The 20,288-nt window shown below is 44.6% G+C and carries 16 protein-coding genes, 1 tRNA gene and 1 other annotated feature; of the genes, 2 read left to right on the top strand and 15 right to left on the bottom strand.

All coding sequences use genetic code 11. From position 1 onward, the window contains the following. Window positions 1–167: 167 nt before the first annotated feature. The 6 genes from GKZ87_08690 to GKZ87_08665 all read right to left on the bottom strand — a co-directional run bounded on the left by GKZ87_08690 (window position 168) and on the right by GKZ87_08665 (window position 7,788). Window positions 168–905: an ABC transporter permease gene (locus tag GKZ87_08690; protein ID QSI25551.1), complete on the bottom strand. Its 738-nt coding sequence runs from the start codon at window positions 903–905 to the stop codon at window positions 168–170. A 9-nt stretch (window positions 906–914) separates the two neighbouring features. Continuing rightward, window positions 915–1,853, bottom strand: a complete 939-nt coding sequence (locus GKZ87_08685) for an ATP-binding cassette domain-containing protein (protein ID QSI25550.1) — start codon at window positions 1,851–1,853, stop codon at window positions 915–917. 88 nt (window positions 1,854–1,941) lie between these two features. Beyond that, window positions 1,942–3,009, bottom strand: a complete 1,068-nt coding sequence (locus GKZ87_08680; protein ID QSI25549.1) for a branched-chain amino acid aminotransferase — start codon at window positions 3,007–3,009, stop codon at window positions 1,942–1,944. Between the two features lie 355 nt (window positions 3,010–3,364). After that, on the bottom strand, window positions 3,365–5,992 hold the full coding sequence (locus GKZ87_08675) for a valine--tRNA ligase (GenBank protein QSI25548.1): 2,628 nt from the start codon (window positions 5,990–5,992) through the stop codon (window positions 3,365–3,367). 15 nt (window positions 5,993–6,007) lie between these two features. Further along, window positions 6,008–6,562 carry a GNAT family N-acetyltransferase gene (locus GKZ87_08670; GenBank protein QSI25547.1) on the bottom strand — a complete coding sequence of 185 codons (555 nt, stop codon included), beginning with the start codon at window positions 6,560–6,562 and terminating at the stop codon, window positions 6,008–6,010. A gap of 33 nt (window positions 6,563–6,595) precedes the next feature. Continuing rightward, window positions 6,596–6,806 (bottom strand) — a binding site (T-box leader). A gap of 241 nt (window positions 6,807–7,047) precedes the next feature. After that, complete coding sequence (locus GKZ87_08665) at window positions 7,048–7,788, bottom strand: stage VI sporulation protein D (protein QSI25546.1); 741 nt, start codon at window positions 7,786–7,788, stop codon at window positions 7,048–7,050. A gap of 476 nt (window positions 7,789–8,264) precedes the next feature. On the opposite strand from GKZ87_08665, the gene GKZ87_08660 reads away from it, so the two are divergent. Then, complete coding sequence (locus GKZ87_08660; protein QSI25545.1) at window positions 8,265–8,891, top strand: hypothetical protein; 627 nt, start codon at window positions 8,265–8,267, stop codon at window positions 8,889–8,891. A gap of 306 nt (window positions 8,892–9,197) precedes the next feature. On the opposite strand, the gene GKZ87_08655 is transcribed toward GKZ87_08660, so the two are convergent. The 8 genes from GKZ87_08655 to raiA form a co-directional block, all read right to left on the bottom strand. Further along, on the bottom strand, window positions 9,198–9,467 hold the full coding sequence (locus GKZ87_08655) for a hypothetical protein (protein QSI25544.1): 270 nt from the start codon (window positions 9,465–9,467) through the stop codon (window positions 9,198–9,200). 466 nt (window positions 9,468–9,933) lie between these two features. Next, a complete protein-coding gene (locus GKZ87_08650; protein ID QSI25543.1) occupies window positions 9,934–10,524 on the bottom strand; it encodes a YihA family ribosome biogenesis GTP-binding protein in 591 nt (196 codons plus the stop codon). Window position 10,525: 1 nt separating this feature from the next. Then, entirely contained in the window at window positions 10,526–12,850 is a 2,325-nt protein-coding gene (lon, locus tag GKZ87_08645; GenBank protein ID QSI25542.1) for an endopeptidase La, read from the bottom strand. Window positions 12,851–12,910: 60 nt separating this feature from the next. Beyond that, window positions 12,911–14,188, bottom strand: coding sequence for a trigger factor (locus GKZ87_08640; protein QSI25541.1), 1,278 nt, complete (start codon window positions 14,186–14,188; stop codon window positions 12,911–12,913). 40 nt (window positions 14,189–14,228) lie between these two features. Continuing rightward, on the bottom strand, window positions 14,229–14,951 hold the full coding sequence (locus GKZ87_08635) for a DUF3196 domain-containing protein (protein ID QSI25540.1): 723 nt from the start codon (window positions 14,949–14,951) through the stop codon (window positions 14,229–14,231). A 513-nt stretch (window positions 14,952–15,464) separates the two neighbouring features. Beyond that, complete coding sequence (locus tag GKZ87_08630) at window positions 15,465–17,012, bottom strand: diguanylate cyclase (protein QSI25539.1); 1,548 nt, start codon at window positions 17,010–17,012, stop codon at window positions 15,465–15,467. Between the two features lie 485 nt (window positions 17,013–17,497). After that, window positions 17,498–17,574 (bottom strand) — tRNA-Arg (locus tag GKZ87_08625). A 341-nt stretch (window positions 17,575–17,915) separates the two neighbouring features. Beyond that, complete coding sequence (gene raiA / locus GKZ87_08620) at window positions 17,916–18,452, bottom strand: ribosome-associated translation inhibitor RaiA (GenBank protein ID QSI25538.1); 537 nt, start codon at window positions 18,450–18,452, stop codon at window positions 17,916–17,918. A gap of 197 nt (window positions 18,453–18,649) precedes the next feature. On the opposite strand from raiA, the gene GKZ87_08615 reads away from it, so the two are divergent. Continuing rightward, entirely contained in the window at window positions 18,650–19,069 is a 420-nt protein-coding gene (locus tag GKZ87_08615; GenBank protein QSI27922.1) for a DUF1893 domain-containing protein, read from the top strand. 220 nt (window positions 19,070–19,289) lie between these two features. On the opposite strand, the gene GKZ87_08610 is transcribed toward GKZ87_08615, so the two are convergent. Beyond that, window positions 19,290–20,219: a peptidase gene (locus tag GKZ87_08610; protein QSI25537.1), complete on the bottom strand. Its 930-nt coding sequence runs from the start codon at window positions 20,217–20,219 to the stop codon at window positions 19,290–19,292. Window positions 20,220–20,288 lie beyond the last annotated feature (69 nt).

The following is a 20,288-nucleotide window of genomic DNA, read 5'->3' as shown; positions in this document are numbered from 1 at the left end:
GCTTTTCCATGGTCTTGTATCACTTTGTACGGCAATGCTTCCCAGCGACGTATTCAGCGATGACAGGTACAGCGCCACAAGAATACTGGCGATGCTTAACACAAGATATACGACAGCACTTCCCTTTTCTCTTTTTAACCGGATAAAGGCCTGCTTCATAACCGTTATCATAGGATACAATCCTCCTCTCTGAACAGCTTTCTACAAAGCCTTAGCAGTACCGCACTTCCCAATAGCAATGCCAAAATCACCAATACAGCATGGATGGTGATATCATCATACACCGCCTGAAAGGCTGCTGTTATCACCCATTTCATAAAGGACAGACGGCTGAGAAAGGCTGCGGCAGCGCCATAGCGGTCAAGGGAAAAGAACACGCCTCCCAGTACACCCAAAATCGGCAGCACAATCGTTATGACCTGATTGGCGAGATGCTCACTGTTAAACAGCAGACACATGAGCACACCGAATATACAGGAAAAAAGCTCCAGAGATACCAGCATACCAATCAATACCAATACGTTATCCACATGCAGAGAGAGCACCAGGACACAAAGTGCAGCTGTTCCCAGATGCAGAATGCTGGAAAACAGCCACGATGCAATGATTTTACTGCGATACAGCAAATGGGAATCAAGGGGTGCATACAGGATACGCATATTCCCGGCACGCAGCTTTTCCTCCATAAAGCTGTTTGCCGCAATCGTAGCGGAATTAGCAGCGCAGTACACAAAAAAGGTCACAAAATAGTAATCATAGGAGGTGACTGCCTCCCCAAACAACTCTCTACTCAGGTATCCCATGACAACAATGAGCAAAAAGGGAAACAGTGTGCTGTAAAACACCCACATCGGATTGATGAACAGATTCACCAGATCCTGCTTCAGCAGATACCATCGTTCCATAAGCTCCTCCTAATCCCGCAGACGGCGTCCGGTCAGTTCCAGAAATACCGTCTCCAGATTGATGCTTTCACAATACAGTCTGCGAATCACCAGCTGCTGCTTTAAGGCTGCCCGTATGATTTCGTCCAGATTCTCGACATTCTTCAGTGTGGAAATGCGTAGCTGTGTATCCTGTTGCACGATTTCCTGCACCCCTTCAATGCTGTAAAAGGCATCCAGATCATGCGACTGCAGATTCTCTACTTCCATAACATAGGTCTGTTTCGCATCCAGATGCTCCTTCAGCTCCTCCTTGGTTCCCTGTGCAATCAGTGCTCCCTGATCCATGATAAGGATGCGTGTGGATATTTCCTCCACCTCCTCCATGTAATGGGTCGTATACAAAATGGTCATCCCGTTATCACGCAGCGTGCGGATAGAGGATAGGATATGATTTCTTGACTGCGGATCGATTCCGACTGTCGGCTCATCCATGATAACCAGCTTTGGATGATGCGCAATGGCACAGGCGATATTCAATCTCCGCTTCATACCACCGGAAAACCGCTTCACCTTTTCATCTGCGCGATCCTGCAGCCCGGCAAGCTCCAGCGCCTCATTGATCCGTTCCTTTCGCAATGCACCGCGCAAGCCGTACAGCGATGCAAAAAAGCGTAGATTCTCACGCGCACTCAAATCCTCATACAATGCGATATCCTGCGGTACAAACCCGATTTCATGCAGGAATTTCCTGCGGCAGGTATGCAGGCTTTTCCCCTCATAAAAAAGCGTATCCTTTTCATATGGATACATACCGCCAATCATACGAATCGTCGTACTCTTGCCCGCACCGTTTGGACCCAGCAGGCAAAGGATTTCTCCTCTTTGTACATCAAATGATAAATCATCCACCGCCTTGCGCTCCTGGAAGCTTTTCTGCAGATGGCGTATGCTTAATATTTCATTCATAGACTCCTCCTCGTCCGTTTTAGGACACCCCTATTGTATAAGAAGGCGCAAAAAAAGGAATCAGCCGAACGGTTGATTCCAGGTATGATTATTTAACTTCTCTTGTCCATCCATTGGTATCCTCTACATCTCCCCATTGAATACCCGTCAGTGTATCGTACAGCTTCTGTGTCAGCGTACCGGTTTTAAAATCGTTTATAACTGTGATTTCCCCCTTGTAATTTAATTCACCGATTGGAGAGATAACCGCAGCCGTTCCCGTACCGAAGGCTTCCTCCAGCTTCCCGGTTTTTCCTGCCTCCATCAGCTCATCAATCGCAAGGTGGCGTTCCTCCACCTCATAGCCCCAGGATTTCAATAGCTGTAAAATGGAATCTCTGGTAACGCCTGGAAGAACGGTTCCATCACATGGTGCCGTTACGATTTTATTTTCAATTTTAAACATGACATTCATCGTGCCGACCTCTTCCACGTATTTGCGCTCCACGCCATCCAGCCAGAGCACCTGTGTGTAGCCCAGCTTTTCCGCTTTCACCTGTGCAGCGATGCTTGCGGCATAATTACCACCGCATTTCGTAAAGCCGGTTCCTCCCTTGGTAGCACGTACAAATTCATCCTCAACGTAAATCTTCACCGGATTGACACCCTCCGGATAATACGCACCGACCGGAGACAGCAGAATCATAAATTTATAGGCATTGCTTGGATGTACACCGACCGCAGCCTCTGTGGCAAACATAAACGGACGGATATACAGGGAAGTTCCCTCCGCTGTTGGAATCCAGTCCTTTTCGTAATTGACAATCGCGGATACTGCCTCAACAAACATATCCTCATCCATTTCCGGCATACACAGACGGCGATTGGAATTCGCAAAACGGCGGGCGTTCATTTCCGGACGGAACAGCAGCACCCTTCCATCCTTTGTCTTATACGCCTTCAAGCCCTCAAAGGTTTCCTGCGCATAATGTAAAACCAGACTTGCAGGATCCATACAGATTGGCGCATACGGCTCTATTTTGGCATTGCACCAGCCATCCGCTGCTGTCCAATCCATGGTAAACATGTAGTCGGTAAATATTTTTCCAAACCCCAGATCACTGTTCCAATCCGGTTTTTCTTTTCTCGTTGCTGTTTCTATACGTTCGATATTCATAATTTGATCCTCCCTAATGATAGCTTCTATGTTTCATAGGTTACACCTTTTTTCCACATTCGTCAACTACATTTTTCATGTTTTTACATTTTCTCTCATTTTTATTTCAAAGAACAGGAAATCATACGATCTGACGCAATCGCTTTATGCCTTTAAAGCTATACGCCTATATCGCAAAGTGAATCAGCTCAGTATAAGTTCAGAATCATACCCATGATGTTGAAGCTTTCCTTTCATATTGCAGAGTGAATCGCTGCTCACGCCTGTATGATATCTGCTTAAAAGAACAGCCATGAAAAAGACACCGCTTTGGAAAAGTGCTCCATCTGCGATGCCTTTTGGTATCAATCAAACATTATGCCTTTTTTCTCATATCCTCTAGCTGCTTTTCAACGATTGCATACTGGGAACGATAGCCTTCCAGCTTTTCACGCTCTGCGTCAACCTTTGCCTGTGGTGCCTTGTTTACGAAATTTGGATTGCTCAGCATACCTTCTCCGCGCTTGATTTCCTGTTTTAGGCGCTTGATTTCCCTGCTCAGCTTTTCAATTTCCTCCGCGACATTCAGTATAGCTGCCAGTGGTACATTCAGCGTACCATGCAGAATCGGACGTACTGCCATTTCCTCGTTCTGCTCATCCGCATCAATCCAAGTCGCATGACACATCTTTTGTAAAATAGCATTGATATACGCAACACTTGACAAAGCAGTTCCATGCTCATCACGAATGATAACATCAATATCCATGGATGGCTTCAGATTGTAATCCACACGTAAACTGCGGACAGCTTCAATCATCGTGATCAGCTGACGGATCGCTGTCATTTCCTCATCACTCATAGCTACCTCAACAGCGCGCGGCCATACCTCCAGATTGATGCTCTCCTCTGTATGTGGAATTGATAGATAAATCTCCTCTGTAACAAACGGCATGAATGGCTGCAGCATGCGTACGATACCGCTCAGTACCGTTACCAGCGTAGACTGTGCTGCCTTACGCACCGTATCATCATCACTGGAAAGACCTGCCTTGCTAAGCTCAATATACCAGCTGCAGAAATCATCCCATATGAAGCTGTACAGCTCATTACCAACGAGTGCATATTCATATTTTTCCATATTGGCAGTAACACTTTCCAATACCTCATTGAAACGCTTCAAAATCCATTTATCAATCATGGAGGCATTGCTTAAATCTATATCCGACACTTCCATATCCTCCGGAATCTGCATCAGAACAAACCGGCTCGCATTCCAGATTTTATTGATAAAGTTTGCACTTGCCGCAACCTTTTCATCGATATAGCGCAAATCCTGCCCCGGTGTGGAATTTGTCGTAAGGAAGAAGCGCAGCGCATCTACCCCGTGTTCCGCGATAACATCCATCGGATCTATACCGTTCCCCAGCGATTTGCTCATTTTCCGTCCCTGTGCATCCCGTACCAGACCATGAATCAGAACATCCTTAAACGGACGGCTGTTCATGCAATAGCGCGTCTGAAATGCCATACGGGCAACCCAGAAGAAAATAATATCATAGCCGGTCACAAGGACATCATTCGGGAAATAGCGTTTTAAGTCCGCTGTTTCCTGCGGCCAGCCCAGTGTAGAGAACGGCCATAGTGCACTTGAGAACCAGGTATCCAGAACATCCTCATCCTGTACCCAGTTATCAATATCCGCAGGTGCCTGCATACCTACATAAATCTCACCGGTTTCCTTATGATACCAGGCAGGGATACGGTGCCCCCACCACAGCTGACGGGAGATACACCAGTCCTCAATATTTTCCAGCCACTGATGGAAGGTCTTTTCAAAGCGTTGTGGATAGAAATGTATTTTCTGATCCTCTGTTTCCTGATTTTTCAAAACCTCCTCTGCCAGCGGCTCCATTTTCACAAACCACTGCTTGGACAGATACGGTTCTACGATAACTCCGGTTCTTTCGGAATGTCCGACCTGATGCATATGCTGTTCAATATGATCCACAACCCCGTCCTTTTCAAAGTCGGCAACCAGTGCCTTACGGCAGTCGAAACGATCCATACCGGCATATTTATGTGCCAGCTCATTCATCGTTCCATCCGGATGCATACAGATCGGCATAGGAAGCTTGTATTTTTTCGCCAGCGCAAAGTCATTGGGATCATGTGCAGGCGTACATTTCATAACCGCCGTACCAAAGGACATATCAATGTAATCATCCGCCATGATCGGCAGCTCTTCCCCGTTGGCAGGATTGATGACATGCATACCGATGATATCCGTATAGCGCGCATCATCCGGATGTACAAAAACCGCCTGATCCGCGAACATTGTTTCCGGACGGGTGGTTGCGATAACAAGCTCCTTCCCGGTTTCTACAACTTTGTATTTAAAGTAATACATCGCACCTTCGATTTCCTTATGAATTACCTCAATATTGGACAATGCCGTTTTCGCCTGCGGATCCCAGTTGATAATACGCTCCCCCTGATAAATCAGACCGTCGTGATACAAATCCACGAATACCTTGCGTACTGCCTCACTCAGTCCCTCATCCAGCGTAAAGCGCTCTCTTGTATAATCCAGAGACAATCCCATTTTCGCCCACTGCTTACGAATGGTAGCCGCATACTCCTCCTTCCATTCCCAGGCACGATCCAGAAACTTCTCACGTCCGATATCATAACGGGAAATCCCTTCATTTTTTAAACGCTCATCCACCTTAGCCTGTGTCGCAATACCGGCATGATCCATACCCGGCAGCCAAAGCATATCATAGCCCTGCATCCGCTTGTAGCGGGATACGATATCCTGCAGCGTAGTATCCCAGGCATGTCCCAGATGCAGCTTTCCGGTTACATTGGGTGGCGGTATTACAATGCAGAAGGGATCCTTACTCTTATCCCCTGCTGTAAAATAGCCGTGTTCAATCCAACTTTTGTAGTGATCCATCTCAACCTGAAGATGATCATATTTTGCTTCTAATGTCTTTCTCATAGCTCACTTCTCCTTTTATTTTCCTGTAAGGAATTCATCCTTTAAAATGCTCATCAATCGCATATCGTGATATTCCCCATCACTCAGCATCGTTAACCTGCGAAGGATTCCCTCCTCCATAAAGCCGCAGTGCCTTAAAACCGCTGCACTTGCCGTATGCTCCACAGCCACATAGGCCTCGATACGCCGCAGCCCGACATGTACAAAGCCGGCTTGTACCAGTGCATATACAGCCTCCCGCATCAAGCCCTGATTCCAATAGTCCGCATGCAGCAGATAACCGATTTGACCGATATCCTCATCAAGCGTGTGAATATCCAGATTTCCAATCACCTTGTCAGCCTGCTTATGCACCATAACCCAGGGTGTCGGAACCCCGCGCTTTTCCCAGGTCAGGAAATAGCCGTGTATGCTGTTCAGGGTTTCTTCTATATCCGTGTGAGGCTGCAGGGTCAGATAACGCATGACTCGTGGATCGCTGTAATATGCAAACATATCACAAGCATCACTCTCCTCCACAGGACGAAGCAGCAGCTGCTCTGTTTCCAAACAGGGCATATCCAAACGCATACCATCACCTCCCGAATATAAAAAAAGCGCCCTCCAAAGGACGTTATTCACGTGGTACCACCTTATTTCACACAGCCATGCCATGCCTTGACCACGTTAACGCCGTGTTTCACGAGTATTCCTACTCTGCTTTCAGAATACCTGCTCCAAGACTACCTTCCTGCAGCTCCAGCACCTTCTTCCACCAACCGAAAGCTCTCTTTGCCTGAAATCTGCCATACTCCTTCTCTTCTAACGCATTTACTTCCTTATTATAAACAAAAGACTGCCGGTTTTCAACCTCTTTTCTCATTTTTAAAGAGGTTCGACAGTCTGCTGGTTCCTATTTATTCAAATTCTATCAAGATTACAGAACAGGCACGATAATTACAGCAGCCCATACGAGAAGTGTACAGGGATAGACTGCTGTAACGATGGAACGCCGTTTTCCTTTATATAATCTTCCTGCATCGCCGTATTGTCACGCAGCAGCAATAAGCTGCAGCTTATACAGAAGGTAAGATGATCAGTGTACGTTCGGTTACGTCCTTATTGTTATTAACACAGCGAAGCGCTTCCTCAGTCACATCATAGCGCTGTGCGATCGTCCCATAGGAATCATTTCCCCGGGCAACGACCATACGGTAGGATGTATACGTAGTTTCATCGTCTTCAAACAAATCTTCGAATTCAGACATAGCGGCATCCTGTTCTTCCGGTTCGCTTTCTACTTCCCCATCCGCAGCCTGTGATTCTGTAGAAGCAGGTGCAGAGAGCTGTTCCAATGCATGCAGGGTATTGTCAGTTTCACCAGTCTGTTGAGCTGCTTCTACCGGTGCGTTCACTGCCTGCTGTACGGGTGCTTTTGTATACTCCTGTGGCACACTTGCTTCTGTATAGGTCTGCGGTGCGGCTTTTGCCTGCTCCTGCAGTCCATGGATTCCCATAAGGATCGTAAGATGCAAGCCATTGTCTGCTGGTACTGCCTGATATTCCTGAATATCCAGATAAAACCGATCCTGTGACAGCTTGTGATTTGGCGCCAGCACATCCATTTCCAGAATTTCCTGGTATTCCTGTAGCGCTCCTTCTTCATTGATATAGCTTCCCTGCACTGTTAAAGGCCCAACAGCACGGATTCCTTCGGCTTCTTTTTGGTATTCCAGAGATTCCCGAATCTGCAGGGAACGCGGCTCTTTGACCTGATCTGCGAATTGCAGCTCTTTTTCTATTTTCATTGTTTTCATAGCGTAGCCTCCTACCATTATGTATGCGCCGCAAGAAGAAAGTATGCCTGCATATTCCCATGTGTTTGTTGTATGGCATCCATGTTTAAGTGTGCGTGTTGTAAACAGATTCCTAAAAAAGCAGAGGACTGACGATTCCCGACAGAAGGGCTCAATGCTTTACATACGCAGATGCTTTCCATGGCACAGACAGAGCTGTAAAGGATATACGCTGAAGCTGGATAGGCGGATGCAATATAAAAGTAACACCCTGCTTCAAAATATTAGGCATCTTATTGGGCGTCTTTTATAAGGAATATACGATAAAAGCCTGCAGGATTCCTTATCCGCTATTCCCTGCTGTTTATAGTCACATATTTCAAGCTGAATGCTGCATATGCCTGTACTTGATTCAGGTAGCTTATTTTCCTGGCGTTCCTCTGTCCACAACAGATAAAATATGGTAGAATAAACAGGAAAGAAATGAGGATGACAACATGATTACCATTGAAAGAACAAGTGTAATGAATTTTGAGAATGCCATTCGCGGGGCACGCAATCCGTTGAACAGCTGGAATCGTATGGACAGCTTTTATGATGAACAGGGAAAATTTGTCATGGGGCCCAATGATTTGAATCTGGCACAGCGTTTGACTAAGGCAGGCAGCGATCACCGTAAATTCATCCGTCAGATTTTTGTCTCTGTGGATTTCACCGCGCCTCTCTACTGGTGGAAGGAATATGATACCTATAAGGTCGCAACCGTAGCGAATTCCACCTCTACCATGCATAAAATCGCAAGCAAACCGTTTACGCTGGATGATTTTTCCCATGAATATATGAATGAGAAAGCATTACAGGCTTTACAGCATACGATTACCATTCTGGAGGAGCTGCGGCAGGAGTACCTGCAGACGAAGGATAAGGAAATCTGGTACAGCATGATTCAGCTATTGCCAAGCAGCTACCATCAGCTGCGCACCTGTACCCTGAATTATGAAACCCTTATGAATATTTATTATGCAAGAAGATCACACAAGCTAAAGGAATGGCATACCGTCTGTGCTTGGATCGCTTCCCTTCCTTACGCAGAAGAGCTGATTCTTGCTGTAGAAGAAAAATAAAACAGAAAAGACAGAAGTGAGTCTTCGACCAACGTCGCGGATTTCAGCCTCTGTCTTTTTTATGCGATGAACACAGAGAGAAGCAAGTACTTGTAGAGGCTGTAAAGTCCTTGGAGGTTACAACCCGTATCGGTACATAGTACGTTAAAAAGGAATGGTTCAGGTCATAGCAGTTCATTCACGGATACAATCAGCGAACAGGCTCAGATCACCGTATCTACCCGTTACGGAAACCGATGATTACAAGCCACATAATGTAATTGAATAATCCATATCCATACCTTGCAATCGTGCGGTTCTATGCGATTATTGTCCCTTTCGGTAATCATAGACCTGTTTCAAAATACCAAATAGTATAAAAAGGGAAATCGCTATCATCGTGAGACCCTTAAAAAAGCCCTCAGCTCTCATTATGGCAACCCCCACCAGAAAGCAGCCGATGATTATAAATCCAAAAAACAGAACCAGCACCAGTATAAGCGGTATCCGGATCCAGAGAGAAACCTTCTTATTCTGGGCAGTATACACGGTTCCCTCCATTACAAGCTCCATAATAAACTCTAAAAGCATATCCATAGCTTCTCCTCCTTCAGTTATCATATCCTTCCTGCATGTGTATGCAGTTATTCTCTGTATCGATTACAAGATGCTGTAATGTGGGACATACTTTACCACATTACGCGGCAATGCGCCTGGCTGTACACAACCTGCTTATGATATCACGGCAGCCCAAAACCCTGTTTCTGCATGTTATACTGCCTTCCTATCTGGTACATAGAGCTTTACCAGCTGATCAACAGATGGGTTTCCCATGAAAGCTGTTAAGCACTTTAATCATCGTATAAAACGATTTCAGCATTCCTTACTGCCGTTTACGGCTCCATTCCATTATAGCATAGGTTTTCCTTCCGCTATAGAGGATGCTTTACGGAAACAAAAAAAGCTGTATGAACGATGCATCAGCACCTGCTACAGCTTTTTTATGCTTTATTGATAATCAAAGTTTCTGCTTCCCACAGCTGTCCTGTTTTCAGAAGCTGCTTCAGGAAGTAAACAGCGGAATGAGATAATTCCAGATTTCCTCCATCCCCTGCTTTTCTACTGCAGAGAACGGAAATAACGGCTCATCCGCATTCAGCATCAGCGTCTTACGGATTTGCGCAAAGTGATGGGCGCGCTTGGTCGGGGGCACCTTATCACATTTGGTTGCCACAACTGCAACCGGAATTTCATAATAACGGGCAAATTCCAGCATCGTCATATCATCGTCCGTCGGCTTATGTCTGGCATCCACCAGAATTACAACGCCCTTTTTCTGCGTCCGTTCAGAGAAATAATCCTCCATCATCTGCCCGAATTTGATCAGCTGTGTTTTGGAGATATTCGCATAGCCGTAGCCAGGAACATCCACAAACATATACTTATCATCCAGATTGAAAAAGTTCAGCAATCTGGTCTTGCCTGGCGTATTGCCGACATAGGCCAGCTTCTTGCGTCCGCACATGGCATTGATGAAGCTGCTCTTACCGACATTGCTTCTTCCTGCCAGAACGATTTCCGGAAGCGTTGTATCCGGCCATGATTTTTTATCCGGTGCGGAAATGACCAGCTCCGCTTTCTGAAATTGTATCATGTTATTTTACCAGGGCAACATCCAGTACCTGGGATACACGCTCCACCGGTACGAAGTTGACACTTTCCTTTACCGTTGCCGGTACATCATCCAAATCCTTGACATTAGCCTTTGGAATGACGATTGTCGTAATTCCACAACGGTGTGCAGCCATGGATTTTTCCTTCAAACCGCCGATTGGCAGGACATTCCCACGCAGTGTCACCTCTCCTGTCATCGCCAGGTTGGCTTTGACAGGTGTATCACTCAGAGAAGATACCAGCGCTGTTGTAAGCGTTACGCCGGCACTCGGGCCATCCTTTGGCACAGCCCCTTCCGGTACGTGGATATGAATATCGTTCTTTTCAAACACTTCCGGCTTAATTTTATACTTCTTGGCATTGGCACGCACATAATCGTAGGCAATGGATGCGGATTCCTTCATGACATCGCCAAGCTGACCGGTGATGACCAGCTTTCCCTTACCTTCGAAATGATTGACCTCAACCTGCAGCACATCACCGCCGAAGGAGGTGTATGCCAATCCGGTAACCGTACCAATCTGATCCTTGGTTTCCCGCTTGCCATATTCGAATTTCTCGTGACCGAGCCATTCCTTCACAAGCTTTTTGGTAACCTTGATACTGCGCTTACTGTCCTTCAGAATTGCCAGCACACTCTTACGGCATACGGTCGCAATCACACGCTCCAGCTGACGGACTCCGCTCTCTCTTGTATAATAACGAATCAGGAAGCTGATCATATCATCATCAATTTTCAGCTGAGAAGCCTTTAGACCATTTTCCTTGATCTGCTTCGGCACCAGGTGACGCTTGGCAATTTCCACCTTCTCCAGCTCAGTATAGGAGCTAAGCTCAATGATTTCTAGACGGTCACGCAATGCGTTTGGAATATTTTCAAGATAGTTAGCCGTTGCGATAAAGAGCACCTTGCTTAAATCATAGGGCTCCTCAATATAATGATCGGAGAACAGGGAATTCTGCTCCGGATCCAGTACCTCCAGCATGGCGCTGGCAGGATCACCCTTATAATCACTTGCCATCTTGTCGATTTCATCGATCAGGAAGACCGGGTTCACCGTACCTGCTTTCTTCATTGCCTGTATAAATCTTCCCGGCATACTTCCCAGATAGGTTCGGCGGTGTCCTCTGATTTCAGATTCATCCTTGACACCACCCAGCGATATTTTCACAAATTTACGATCCAGCGCTCTTGCGACGGATTTCGCCAGGGATGTTTTACCGACTCCAGGAGGGCCGACCAGACAGATGATCGGAGCACGCAGTGAATTTGTCATCTGCTTAACAGCCAGATATTCCAGAATGCGCTCCTTGATTTTTTCCAGACCATAATGATCTGCATCCAGTATTTCACTTGCCAGATTCAAATCCTCATTATCCTTGGATTCCTGCCACCATGGCAGATCCATCATCCAGTCGATATAGGTTTTGATAACACCTGTTTCTCCACTTGCGGCAGGCAGCATCTCATAACGGGACAGCTCATCTCTGATTTTTTCCTTAATGCTTTCCGGGTATGGATTTTCATCCAGACGCTTGCGGATTGCATCCACGTCCTTATCCGTATCCGGAACATCACCAAGCTCCTCCTTGATTGCCCGCATCTTCTCCCGCAGATAGTATTCCTTCTGACTCTCTTCAATTCTTGTTTTTACTTTATCATTGATTTTATTCTCAATCTGTGACAGTTCCTTTTCACTCTCGATTTCCTGAAGAATCAGGTACAGACGGTCATTTACACCACGTGTTTCCAGCAGCTCCTGGCGCTTTTCCAGTGTGAATGGAAACAGCTGAGCAATCTGGTCGGAAAGTACCGGCGCGGAAACACCCTTCGCCAGCTCATTGATCATCTCTTTTGGAATGGTCTGGGAAACCGCCTCAATTTCTTCAAACTGCTTGGCGATTTTTCTTACCAGCGCTACCTCCTCCATCGGATCCTGTGCGATATCTGTTTTGATTTCCGCCGTTACACTCATCAGCGTATCATCATTGATAATCGTATGCAGCTCCACACGCTGTATACCTCTGAATTTCACACGCAGATAACCATCCATTCTGCGGATATGTTTGATCTGACAAAGAGTACCATAGGAATATACGTCATTCACATCAGGTTCTTCCAGAGCCAGATCACGCTGTGCAACCAGGACGACCTGGCTTTCGTATTTTTCCTGTGCTTCCTCTACTGCACGCGTAGATTTTTCTCTACCCACATCGATAATGACTTCCTGATTTGGAAACACTACAACACCGCGCGTACAGACCAGTGGAAGCTGTACAATTGGATTTGCATCATTCTCATTCATGATTCCTACACTCCTTTCCATAGGCAAAAAAGACGCGCTCCAGCGTCTTTTGCAGCACGATTACTTGCCGGTTGCTTCCTTGACAAGCTCTAATGCTTTGCGGATACGTAAATCATACGATACCGCATCGTTGGAAATCAACTGTTTTACCTGCTCAATAGGCATATTGTACATATTGGCGATATTTTCCAGCTCACTGTTGATATCCTCTTCACTTATTTCGATTTTTTCTTCCGCTGCAATAGCTTCCAGAACTAAACGCACTTTTACTTTATTAAAGGCATCCTTGCCCATTTCCTCACGGATCATTTCATCTGTCTGACCAGTTACCTGCTTGAACTGCTCCAGACCGAAGCCCTGAGACTGCAGACGCTGTTCAAAGTCACGAACAAGACTGTCAGTTTCTTCATCGATCATAACCTGAGGGATTTCTACCTCGGCATTATCCGTAATCGCTGTCAGAATTTCATTTTCAAATTTCTGCTCTGCCTGGTTTTTCTTGCTTTCCTCCAGGTTTTTACGGGAATATTCCTTGAATGCTTCCAGTGTCTCCACATTTTCAATCTCTGCCTGCTTTACCAGCTCATCATTAGCCTCTGGGAGAACCTTGGCTTTGATTTCGTGTACAGTCACCTTGAAGACAACCGGCTGACCTGCAAGCTCCTCTGCCTGATATTCTTCAGGGAAGGTTACGTTGATGTCCTTTGTTTCCTCGATCCCCATACCGAGAACCTGTTCTTCAAAGCCAGGAATAAAGCTTCCGCTTCCGATAACCAGCGGGTATGCTTCTCCCTTACCGCCATCAAAAGCAACGCCTTCCTTGAAGCCTTCAAAGTCAATAACGGCAGTATCTCCGTTTTCAACCTTGCCTTCTTCTTTAACAACCAGATCCGCAAAACGCTCCTGCAGACGTGTGATTTCCTCTTCAACATCTGCATCGCTTACTTCAACAGCTTCCTTTGTGATATCCAGACCCTTGTATTCGCCCAGCTTCACTTCCGGTTTTACAGTTACGTTGAATTTGAACGTTACCTTATCCTCATCGATGCTTTCGATATCCAGTGCCGGACGGGAAATCACCCACAAATCGTGTTCCTTGATACCTGCACTCAATGCATCTCCTGCAACCTCATCGATTGCTTCCATCAATATATTCTGAGAGCTGATCTGTTTTCTCACCAGCTTTTCAGGAGCCTGACCCGGACGGAATCCCGGCAGGTTTACCTTTTTTGCCAGTTTCTTGAATGCCTTTTTCTGAGCATCCTTCCAGGTATCACCTTCGACAGTCGCTGTTAATTCACCTGTTGATTTTTCTTTTAATTCCCATGTTGAACTCATTGTTCATACCTCCTACGTATCAATCTCTTTGCATACAGCATTACATTTCATGCTTCCTTAATAATAATTCATAACCCCTGTATTGTGCAAGACCTTTTTCTTTCTCAAAGAGCAGCCATGCTTCCTGTTCCTCATAGGCATGGAACACATAGGCAGCCACCGCAGCAGCCAGAGGCAGCGCCTCATCCTCTTCGATGTTGAACGGCAGACGCAGATACGCCTCTTTCACCAGGGTCTCCACACACATCATCGTAAATGTCGGATTGTCATTCTCAAACCAGTCCTTCAGGTGGTTCACCGCCACCAACGCACCATCACTCTCCATAGGAGCATCTATGCTGCAAGGAGAGAAGGTAACCTCAAGACCGTCGATATCCACACTGACCTCATCGGTGATGTTCTGTTCCATCATAGCTTCAATCATCAGCGAACGAACCAGATAGTGCGGCTTCTGAGAAAGATAGTCCGTAACAGCATCCATGTGATTACGAATATTACTTTTCTTCAATTGTTCAATCGCAAGAAACGCTTCCTCCAGAGAACCCTTCAGCAGAGTTTCAATGTCCTCTTCCCGAACTGCGGTGTCTTTCCATTTACACTCGCTGCGACACTGGTTATAGTATGCGATCAATGGTTCCTCATATTCTCTTGGAATATATGGCATGGAGAGTTCCTCATCCAGAATGGTATATGCCTCAGCATACTGCGCATCCTCTATCAGTGCTTCCACCTTTTTCAGAATATCCTCATAATAAGTATCCATGGCTTCTCCTTTACGACTAAACATACACTAATATAGCATAATCGGCCGTTTTTATCAATTATAAAGTAGCTTCAGAACCTATTTTCGTAACATTTCCTTACACTTTCACATAATCCTGACAAATTCTTTGAAATCAGGCTTTCTTTTCCCGCTTTTTGTGTTCTGAAAAAACAGATGCTGCTGTACTGCCAATATGCTTCGCTGTATGATAAGCAGGCATTTTCATACATCTGGGAAAGCTTGTGCAGCTGCGCATGGCTTTATGATTTATCTGTGAATGCAAATATGCTATACACACCGTCCCCTTTTTTTGTAAAATAGCAGACTACCCCTGCAGTTTTCTTCATATCTTTCCTATATATTATATATTTCATAGCTTAGAGGCATCGTTTGGAATTGTATACATGTTAACTGCTGCTAAAAAACCATCACATGGATGGTTTCATATACAGGTATTAACGCTTAAAGGTTTTATTGCAGGCTTCCTGCTGTGAACCAGATTATCACGCCTTTTCACTCATAAAGCCGGCACTTTGCACGGCCATGCTGCTTCGCTTTATATAAAGCATCATCACTTTCTCTTATCAAATCATCTATTTTCATGAGAGGATCGTTTGTATAGGATATGCCAATGCTGGCAGAAAGCTTCTGATAACAATCCTGCGTTTCAAATTGCTTTTGCAGCTGTTGAATCAACCGGTTTCCCTGTTCCAACAGCTCCTGTCCACTCATAATATCAAGCTTGGATACCAGAAATTCATCGCCTCCAAGACGCGCTATCAAATCATTGGGAAACATTTTTTTCAGAACCTCGGCACTGATCCGCAAAGCCTCATCACCAACCTGGTGTCCATATGTGTCATTGACGGCTTTAAAATGATCCAGGTCTACATACAGTATGGATACCTGCTGATACTTGCGAAGATCTGTGTAATATTCATAAAAATACCTGCGGTTATATAGACCCGTCAGATAATCAGTATTGGAGTTATTGCTTAGCTGCTGCTCTAACAGATATTCTTCTGTCATGTCACGGTAAATACACAGCACTCCGACCTCACTTTTGAAAATATCATATATGATTTCATGGCTTAATTCAAGGATTCGCCGGTCTTCCTCAAAGGTTAAGATGCTCTTGCCGTTCGCTTCCTTTTTTATTTTGCGGCTGCCTGTCACGATGCTGCGAAACCAGACATCATACTGCAAGCCAATGATTTTCTCTCTGGAGGTATCAAAAAATTCTTCAAATTTATCATTTACATTAAGAACAGCTCCATCCTTGTCACGTATCAGTATTGCATACGGCATACTGTTTAGAAGGATTTCCATTTCCGTGCTCATGTTTTCCAGATCAGTAATATCATGACCGATTCCAACACTGCCCATAAGCTTCCCATCAGGGGTAAACAGCGGAGATTTATAGGTACGAAACTGACGCAGACCATGCGGGCTCTTTACCAGCTCGTTAAATTGACATGTTTTCTTTTCTCTGCGTACGATATCCTCTGTTGCCGCACAGTCATCCACATCTACATCCCATACGGAGCAATGATCCTTTCCCTCGATATCAGCTCTGCTTTTCCCTACCGTATGACAAAATGCCCTGTTTACTTTCAAATGCAAACCGCTGTTATCCTTAAACCATACCAGATCGGGCATGCTGTCAATCAATGTATTCAGATACGTATCTAACAGCCAAGCCGTTGTCTGCTGCCTTCGTGCCTCGTATATGCAGTGAATACGTTTCACAATATAATCTTTTTGCGCAGCTTGTGAAATGACCTCATCCGCAGTCTCATAGCAGTCCTCACATACCTCATTTGCCGCATCCTTGATATACAGCAGGTATGCATTTTTCTTCATCCGTTCACAGTATGGCTGCAGCCTGCGTATCGGTAAAGCACACAAAATAATATCACTGTCATCCCATGAATCCTGAACGTTTGATGAGGTATGAATATGACAGTTTCTACACTGATGCGCAGCGAGTCCCTGCTCCAGGTATTTCTGAATATCTAAAGTATTGGATAAAACAGTTATGTTCACATGTTCACGATACATAGTTTTCTTCCTTTCCTATGGATTGAAGCTATGAAGTACAAGTTTCTTTGTATCTAATAATTATATTCCTTTTACGTGAACAAATCCACAATTTAAAAGAAATCTGTGCTTTTTTACAGGGAAGAAAATATTTACCTTTTATTGTGCAGTTTTCTGATTATGGAAGCAGAAAGCGTGCGTGCAATTATAAAAGATCAGAAGAATTGCCGTTACAGTTTGTAGTCCTGCCAGAAAATATTGGATTCTTATGCTGTTAATGCCCTATTTCAATCATGCAGAATACACAGCTGTATCTCAGAGAAAGCAAGGGGTTACCTTGTTTAAAACGGTAGTATTTAAGACAGCAAAAAAGAATTCGTTATGCGGATATATCGTAGACATTGCGGATATCAAGGCTTGTACTCTATGAATGATGTATGCTGAATGTATGCCAGGCTTCAAAACAATATAAAAAAACCCGATGATTTCGGGTGTTTTTTTTCGAATGGCGTCCACAGCAGGATTCGAACCTGCGACCGCACGCTTAGAAGGCGTGTGCTCTATCCAGCTGAGCTATGTAGACATCTTAGCGCCTAATAATAATACCAAACTTTCTTTCAGATTTCAACAGTTATTTTGCTTTTTTTGTAAAACGCACGAAAGAATCCTCAAACAGAATCTATTTCATCATGCAGATATGCAAACAGACTTTCTCTGTGAAATAGTAAAGCGCTATATCATTCATATAAGTATGGCTGAAATTATTATCCATATACATCACACCCGATATCGCGAATCATTGAATTCGCTTTCCTGTTTTATTGTCCACCTTTCTATCATGCACCTCCTGCAAAAGCCTTATACCAGTTAGTGCATAAAAAACAGGTGGTACACCATATCTGTGCATCACCTGTTTATAAACGATTATTCCGTTTCGATCAATCCATAGCCGCCATCATGACGCTTGTAAACAACGGCGATTTCCTTTGTTTCATCATCACGGTAAATGAAGAAGCTATGATTTAGCATTTCCATACGCATGATTGCTTCATCTAGCTCCATCATATCAGGAACCAGTGATTTTGTACGTACCAGCTCATTATCGCTGTCGTCAAATTCTTCTTCAATCTCCTCCTCTTCAATGAAAGCATATGCCAGTTTCTCTTTATTTTTTCTTGTCAGTCTAGTTTTCTGACGACGAATCTGATCTTCTAATTTATCAATCGCCAAATCGATGGCTGCATACAGATCATCCTGTACAACCTCTGCACGTAAGACTGCAAATTTTGTAGGGATCGTAACCTCGATTTTTTGTTTATTCGGATACACCCGCACCACCACATTAGCGACCACGTTTTCATCAATTATGAAATACTTTTCAAGATGATTCAGCTTTTTCTCGATTTTTTCAGCAATCGCTGGAGTTACTGTAATGTTTTTTCCGTAGATCTGGACTTTCATATAAAATCCCTCCTTGTTTGTATATCTTTATTATACGCAAAAAAATTAGATTTAACAGACTACCATTTTGAATGTATTTGTGATAGACTAATACTGTAAGGGCGATGATACATATCGTCTTTTTTCATAAAGCTTCATTTTCACATTTTTCATAAAAAAGCAAGGAAAATGACCTGTATTTTTAAAAGGAGAACATGATGGAAGAACTTATCAAACTACTAAAGGAAGAAAGTCTCACCTGTATCGTAGAACAGCAGCATCAGCTTTATCGTGAGCATGCGAGCGGTATCCTGCCTATTCTGCATATGCTGGATCAAAAGCATTTACAGGGTGCTCATCTGGCAGATAAAGTCATTGGCAAGGCTGCAGCATTACTGATGGTTCGAGGTGGTGTGACACGTGTGCATGCGCTCATTCTGTCCTCTCATGCCTTACAGATATTCCAGCGATATGATGTTTCAATCACTTATGATGAGCTGGTTCCTTATATCATAAACAGAGCCAGAACGGGAATGTGTCCCATGGAGGCGTGTGTCATGGAATGCGATGATCCTGTATTGGCAGAGCAGTTGCTTCGCAGAAAAGTCGCACAGATGCAAAAAAAGCAGAATGCCTAGCCTGAATACCTGCATGCTTTCAAGAACATATCTATCAATGAAATATATCAAAAAAAGAAGAAGGAAGGCTCCTGTAAAATTTCTGAGGATTCCTTTTTCTTTCATTTTTTTATATCTCTCATTTCCCTATAACTAAAGCATAGCCCTACCTTGAGCGCTGCTTTCTATCCATGTTCCTATGTCAGATAGTATGAGCTTGCCACCGCTTCTTACGAATGCCTTACAGCACCTCTTTCAGCTTCTCAACAGCATTGCCGAAGGCAATTTTTTGTATCTCCTCCTCTTTAAAATGCTGACGCTTCATTTCCGCAATCAGCCGCTGACTTTTTGAACAATCATCCAATCCAATCGTATGAAGCTCCTCACAGCCTTCATAAAAATCCATATAATCAAGTCCCAGTGCAAGTGCTTCTATACCAGCCAGCTTCTGAATATAGCGCATATGCTCCACCAGATGTGCTATATCACGTTTTGCAGGATCGGGATGAACAAACGCAGGTGCACTATTTATCCCGATGATGCCGCCCCGTTCCACAATCGCTTGTATCTGCTCATCCCACAGATTGCGCGGATGATCACAGATTGCACGGGCATTGGAGTGTGTGGCAATCACCAATGCCTGCGGCTGCGCCAGGATATCCCAGAAGGTTTTTTCATTCGCATGCGATACATCCACCAGCATATTGCAGTCAATCATCGTCTGTAATGCCTCCTGTCCAAGCGGATGCAGACCGTGTGCAGGATTTCCTTTCACCCCGGTTGCCAGCATATTCTCCTCATTCCAGCAAAACGAAGCGATGCGCACTCCCTGCTCATACATCCAGCGTATTTTTTCTGCCGCATGGTCTTTGATACCGCACATGCCCTCAACCGTTAAAACTGCCTTGATATGTCCGTTCTCCTTCAGATCCTCTTTGGATACGACCAGATCAATTTGATCACAGCTTTCAATTTCCCTTTTCAATGATAAAATCATATCCTGCATATATTCCCATGTTTCACTGCCTTCAAAAAACGATGCCATCCCCACGTAAGAAACCTCACCGGCAAGAAACTTCTGTACATGGAAGCGATTCAGGATATCGGATTCCTTATTTTTTTTCTGCATGACATCGTAGCCGATATCCGCATGTAAATCAAACAGCTTCATAAGCACTCTCCTCTCTCAATCAGTATATGCATGCCTGTATGTATTTGCCTTATAGAAAAAGCATGCCGC

The sequence above is a fragment of the Erysipelotrichaceae bacterium 66202529 genome, assembly GCA_017161075.1.
Taxonomy (GTDB): Bacteria; Bacillota_I; Bacilli_A; order Erysipelotrichales; family Erysipelotrichaceae; genus Clostridium_AQ.
The sequence above is the reverse complement of the archived record's forward strand: the minus strand, read 5'-3'. Positions and strand labels throughout refer to the sequence as shown.

What these genes read in the sequence shown, in the direction of transcription:
- GKZ87_08665 (QSI25546.1), bottom strand. Translation starts at nt 7,788, where the DNA reads ATGAAAACAATGAAAATAGAAAAAGAGCTGCAATTCGCAGATCAGGTC.
- GKZ87_08650 (QSI25543.1), bottom strand. Translation starts at nt 10,524, where the DNA reads ATGATACAATTTCAGAAAGCGGAGCTGGTCATTTCCGCACCGGATAAA.
- GKZ87_08615 (QSI27922.1), top strand. Translation starts at nt 18,650, where the DNA reads ATGGAAGAACTTATCAAACTACTAAAGGAAGAAAGTCTCACCTGTATC.
- GKZ87_08660 (QSI25545.1), top strand. Translation starts at nt 8,265, where the DNA reads ATGATTACCATTGAAAGAACAAGTGTAATGAATTTTGAGAATGCCATT.
- GKZ87_08610 (QSI25537.1), bottom strand. Translation starts at nt 20,219, where the DNA reads ATGAAGCTGTTTGATTTACATGCGGATATCGGCTACGATGTCATGCAG.
- GKZ87_08675 (QSI25548.1), bottom strand. Translation starts at nt 5,992, where the DNA reads ATGAGAAAGACATTAGAAGCAAAATATGATCATCTTCAGGTTGAGATG.
- GKZ87_08640 (QSI25541.1), bottom strand. Translation starts at nt 14,188, where the DNA reads ATGAGTTCAACATGGGAATTAAAAGAAAAATCAACAGGTGAATTAACA.
- GKZ87_08635 (QSI25540.1), bottom strand. Translation starts at nt 14,951, where the DNA reads ATGGATACTTATTATGAGGATATTCTGAAAAAGGTGGAAGCACTGATA.
- lon (QSI25542.1), bottom strand. Translation starts at nt 12,850, where the DNA reads ATGAATGAGAATGATGCAAATCCAATTGTACAGCTTCCACTGGTCTGT.
- GKZ87_08655 (QSI25544.1), bottom strand. Translation starts at nt 9,467, where the DNA reads ATGGATATGCTTTTAGAGTTTATTATGGAGCTTGTAATGGAGGGAACC.
- raiA (QSI25538.1), bottom strand. Translation starts at nt 18,452, where the DNA reads ATGAAAGTCCAGATCTACGGAAAAAACATTACAGTAACTCCAGCGATT.
- GKZ87_08685 (QSI25550.1), bottom strand. Translation starts at nt 1,853, where the DNA reads ATGAATGAAATATTAAGCATACGCCATCTGCAGAAAAGCTTCCAGGAG.
- GKZ87_08690 (QSI25551.1), bottom strand. Translation starts at nt 905, where the DNA reads ATGGAACGATGGTATCTGCTGAAGCAGGATCTGGTGAATCTGTTCATC.
- GKZ87_08630 (QSI25539.1), bottom strand. Translation starts at nt 17,012, where the DNA reads ATGTATCGTGAACATGTGAACATAACTGTTTTATCCAATACTTTAGAT.
- GKZ87_08680 (QSI25549.1), bottom strand. Translation starts at nt 3,009, where the DNA reads ATGAATATCGAACGTATAGAAACAGCAACGAGAAAAGAAAAACCGGAT.
- GKZ87_08670 (QSI25547.1), bottom strand. Translation starts at nt 6,562, where the DNA reads ATGCGTTTGGATATGCCCTGTTTGGAAACAGAGCAGCTGCTGCTTCGT.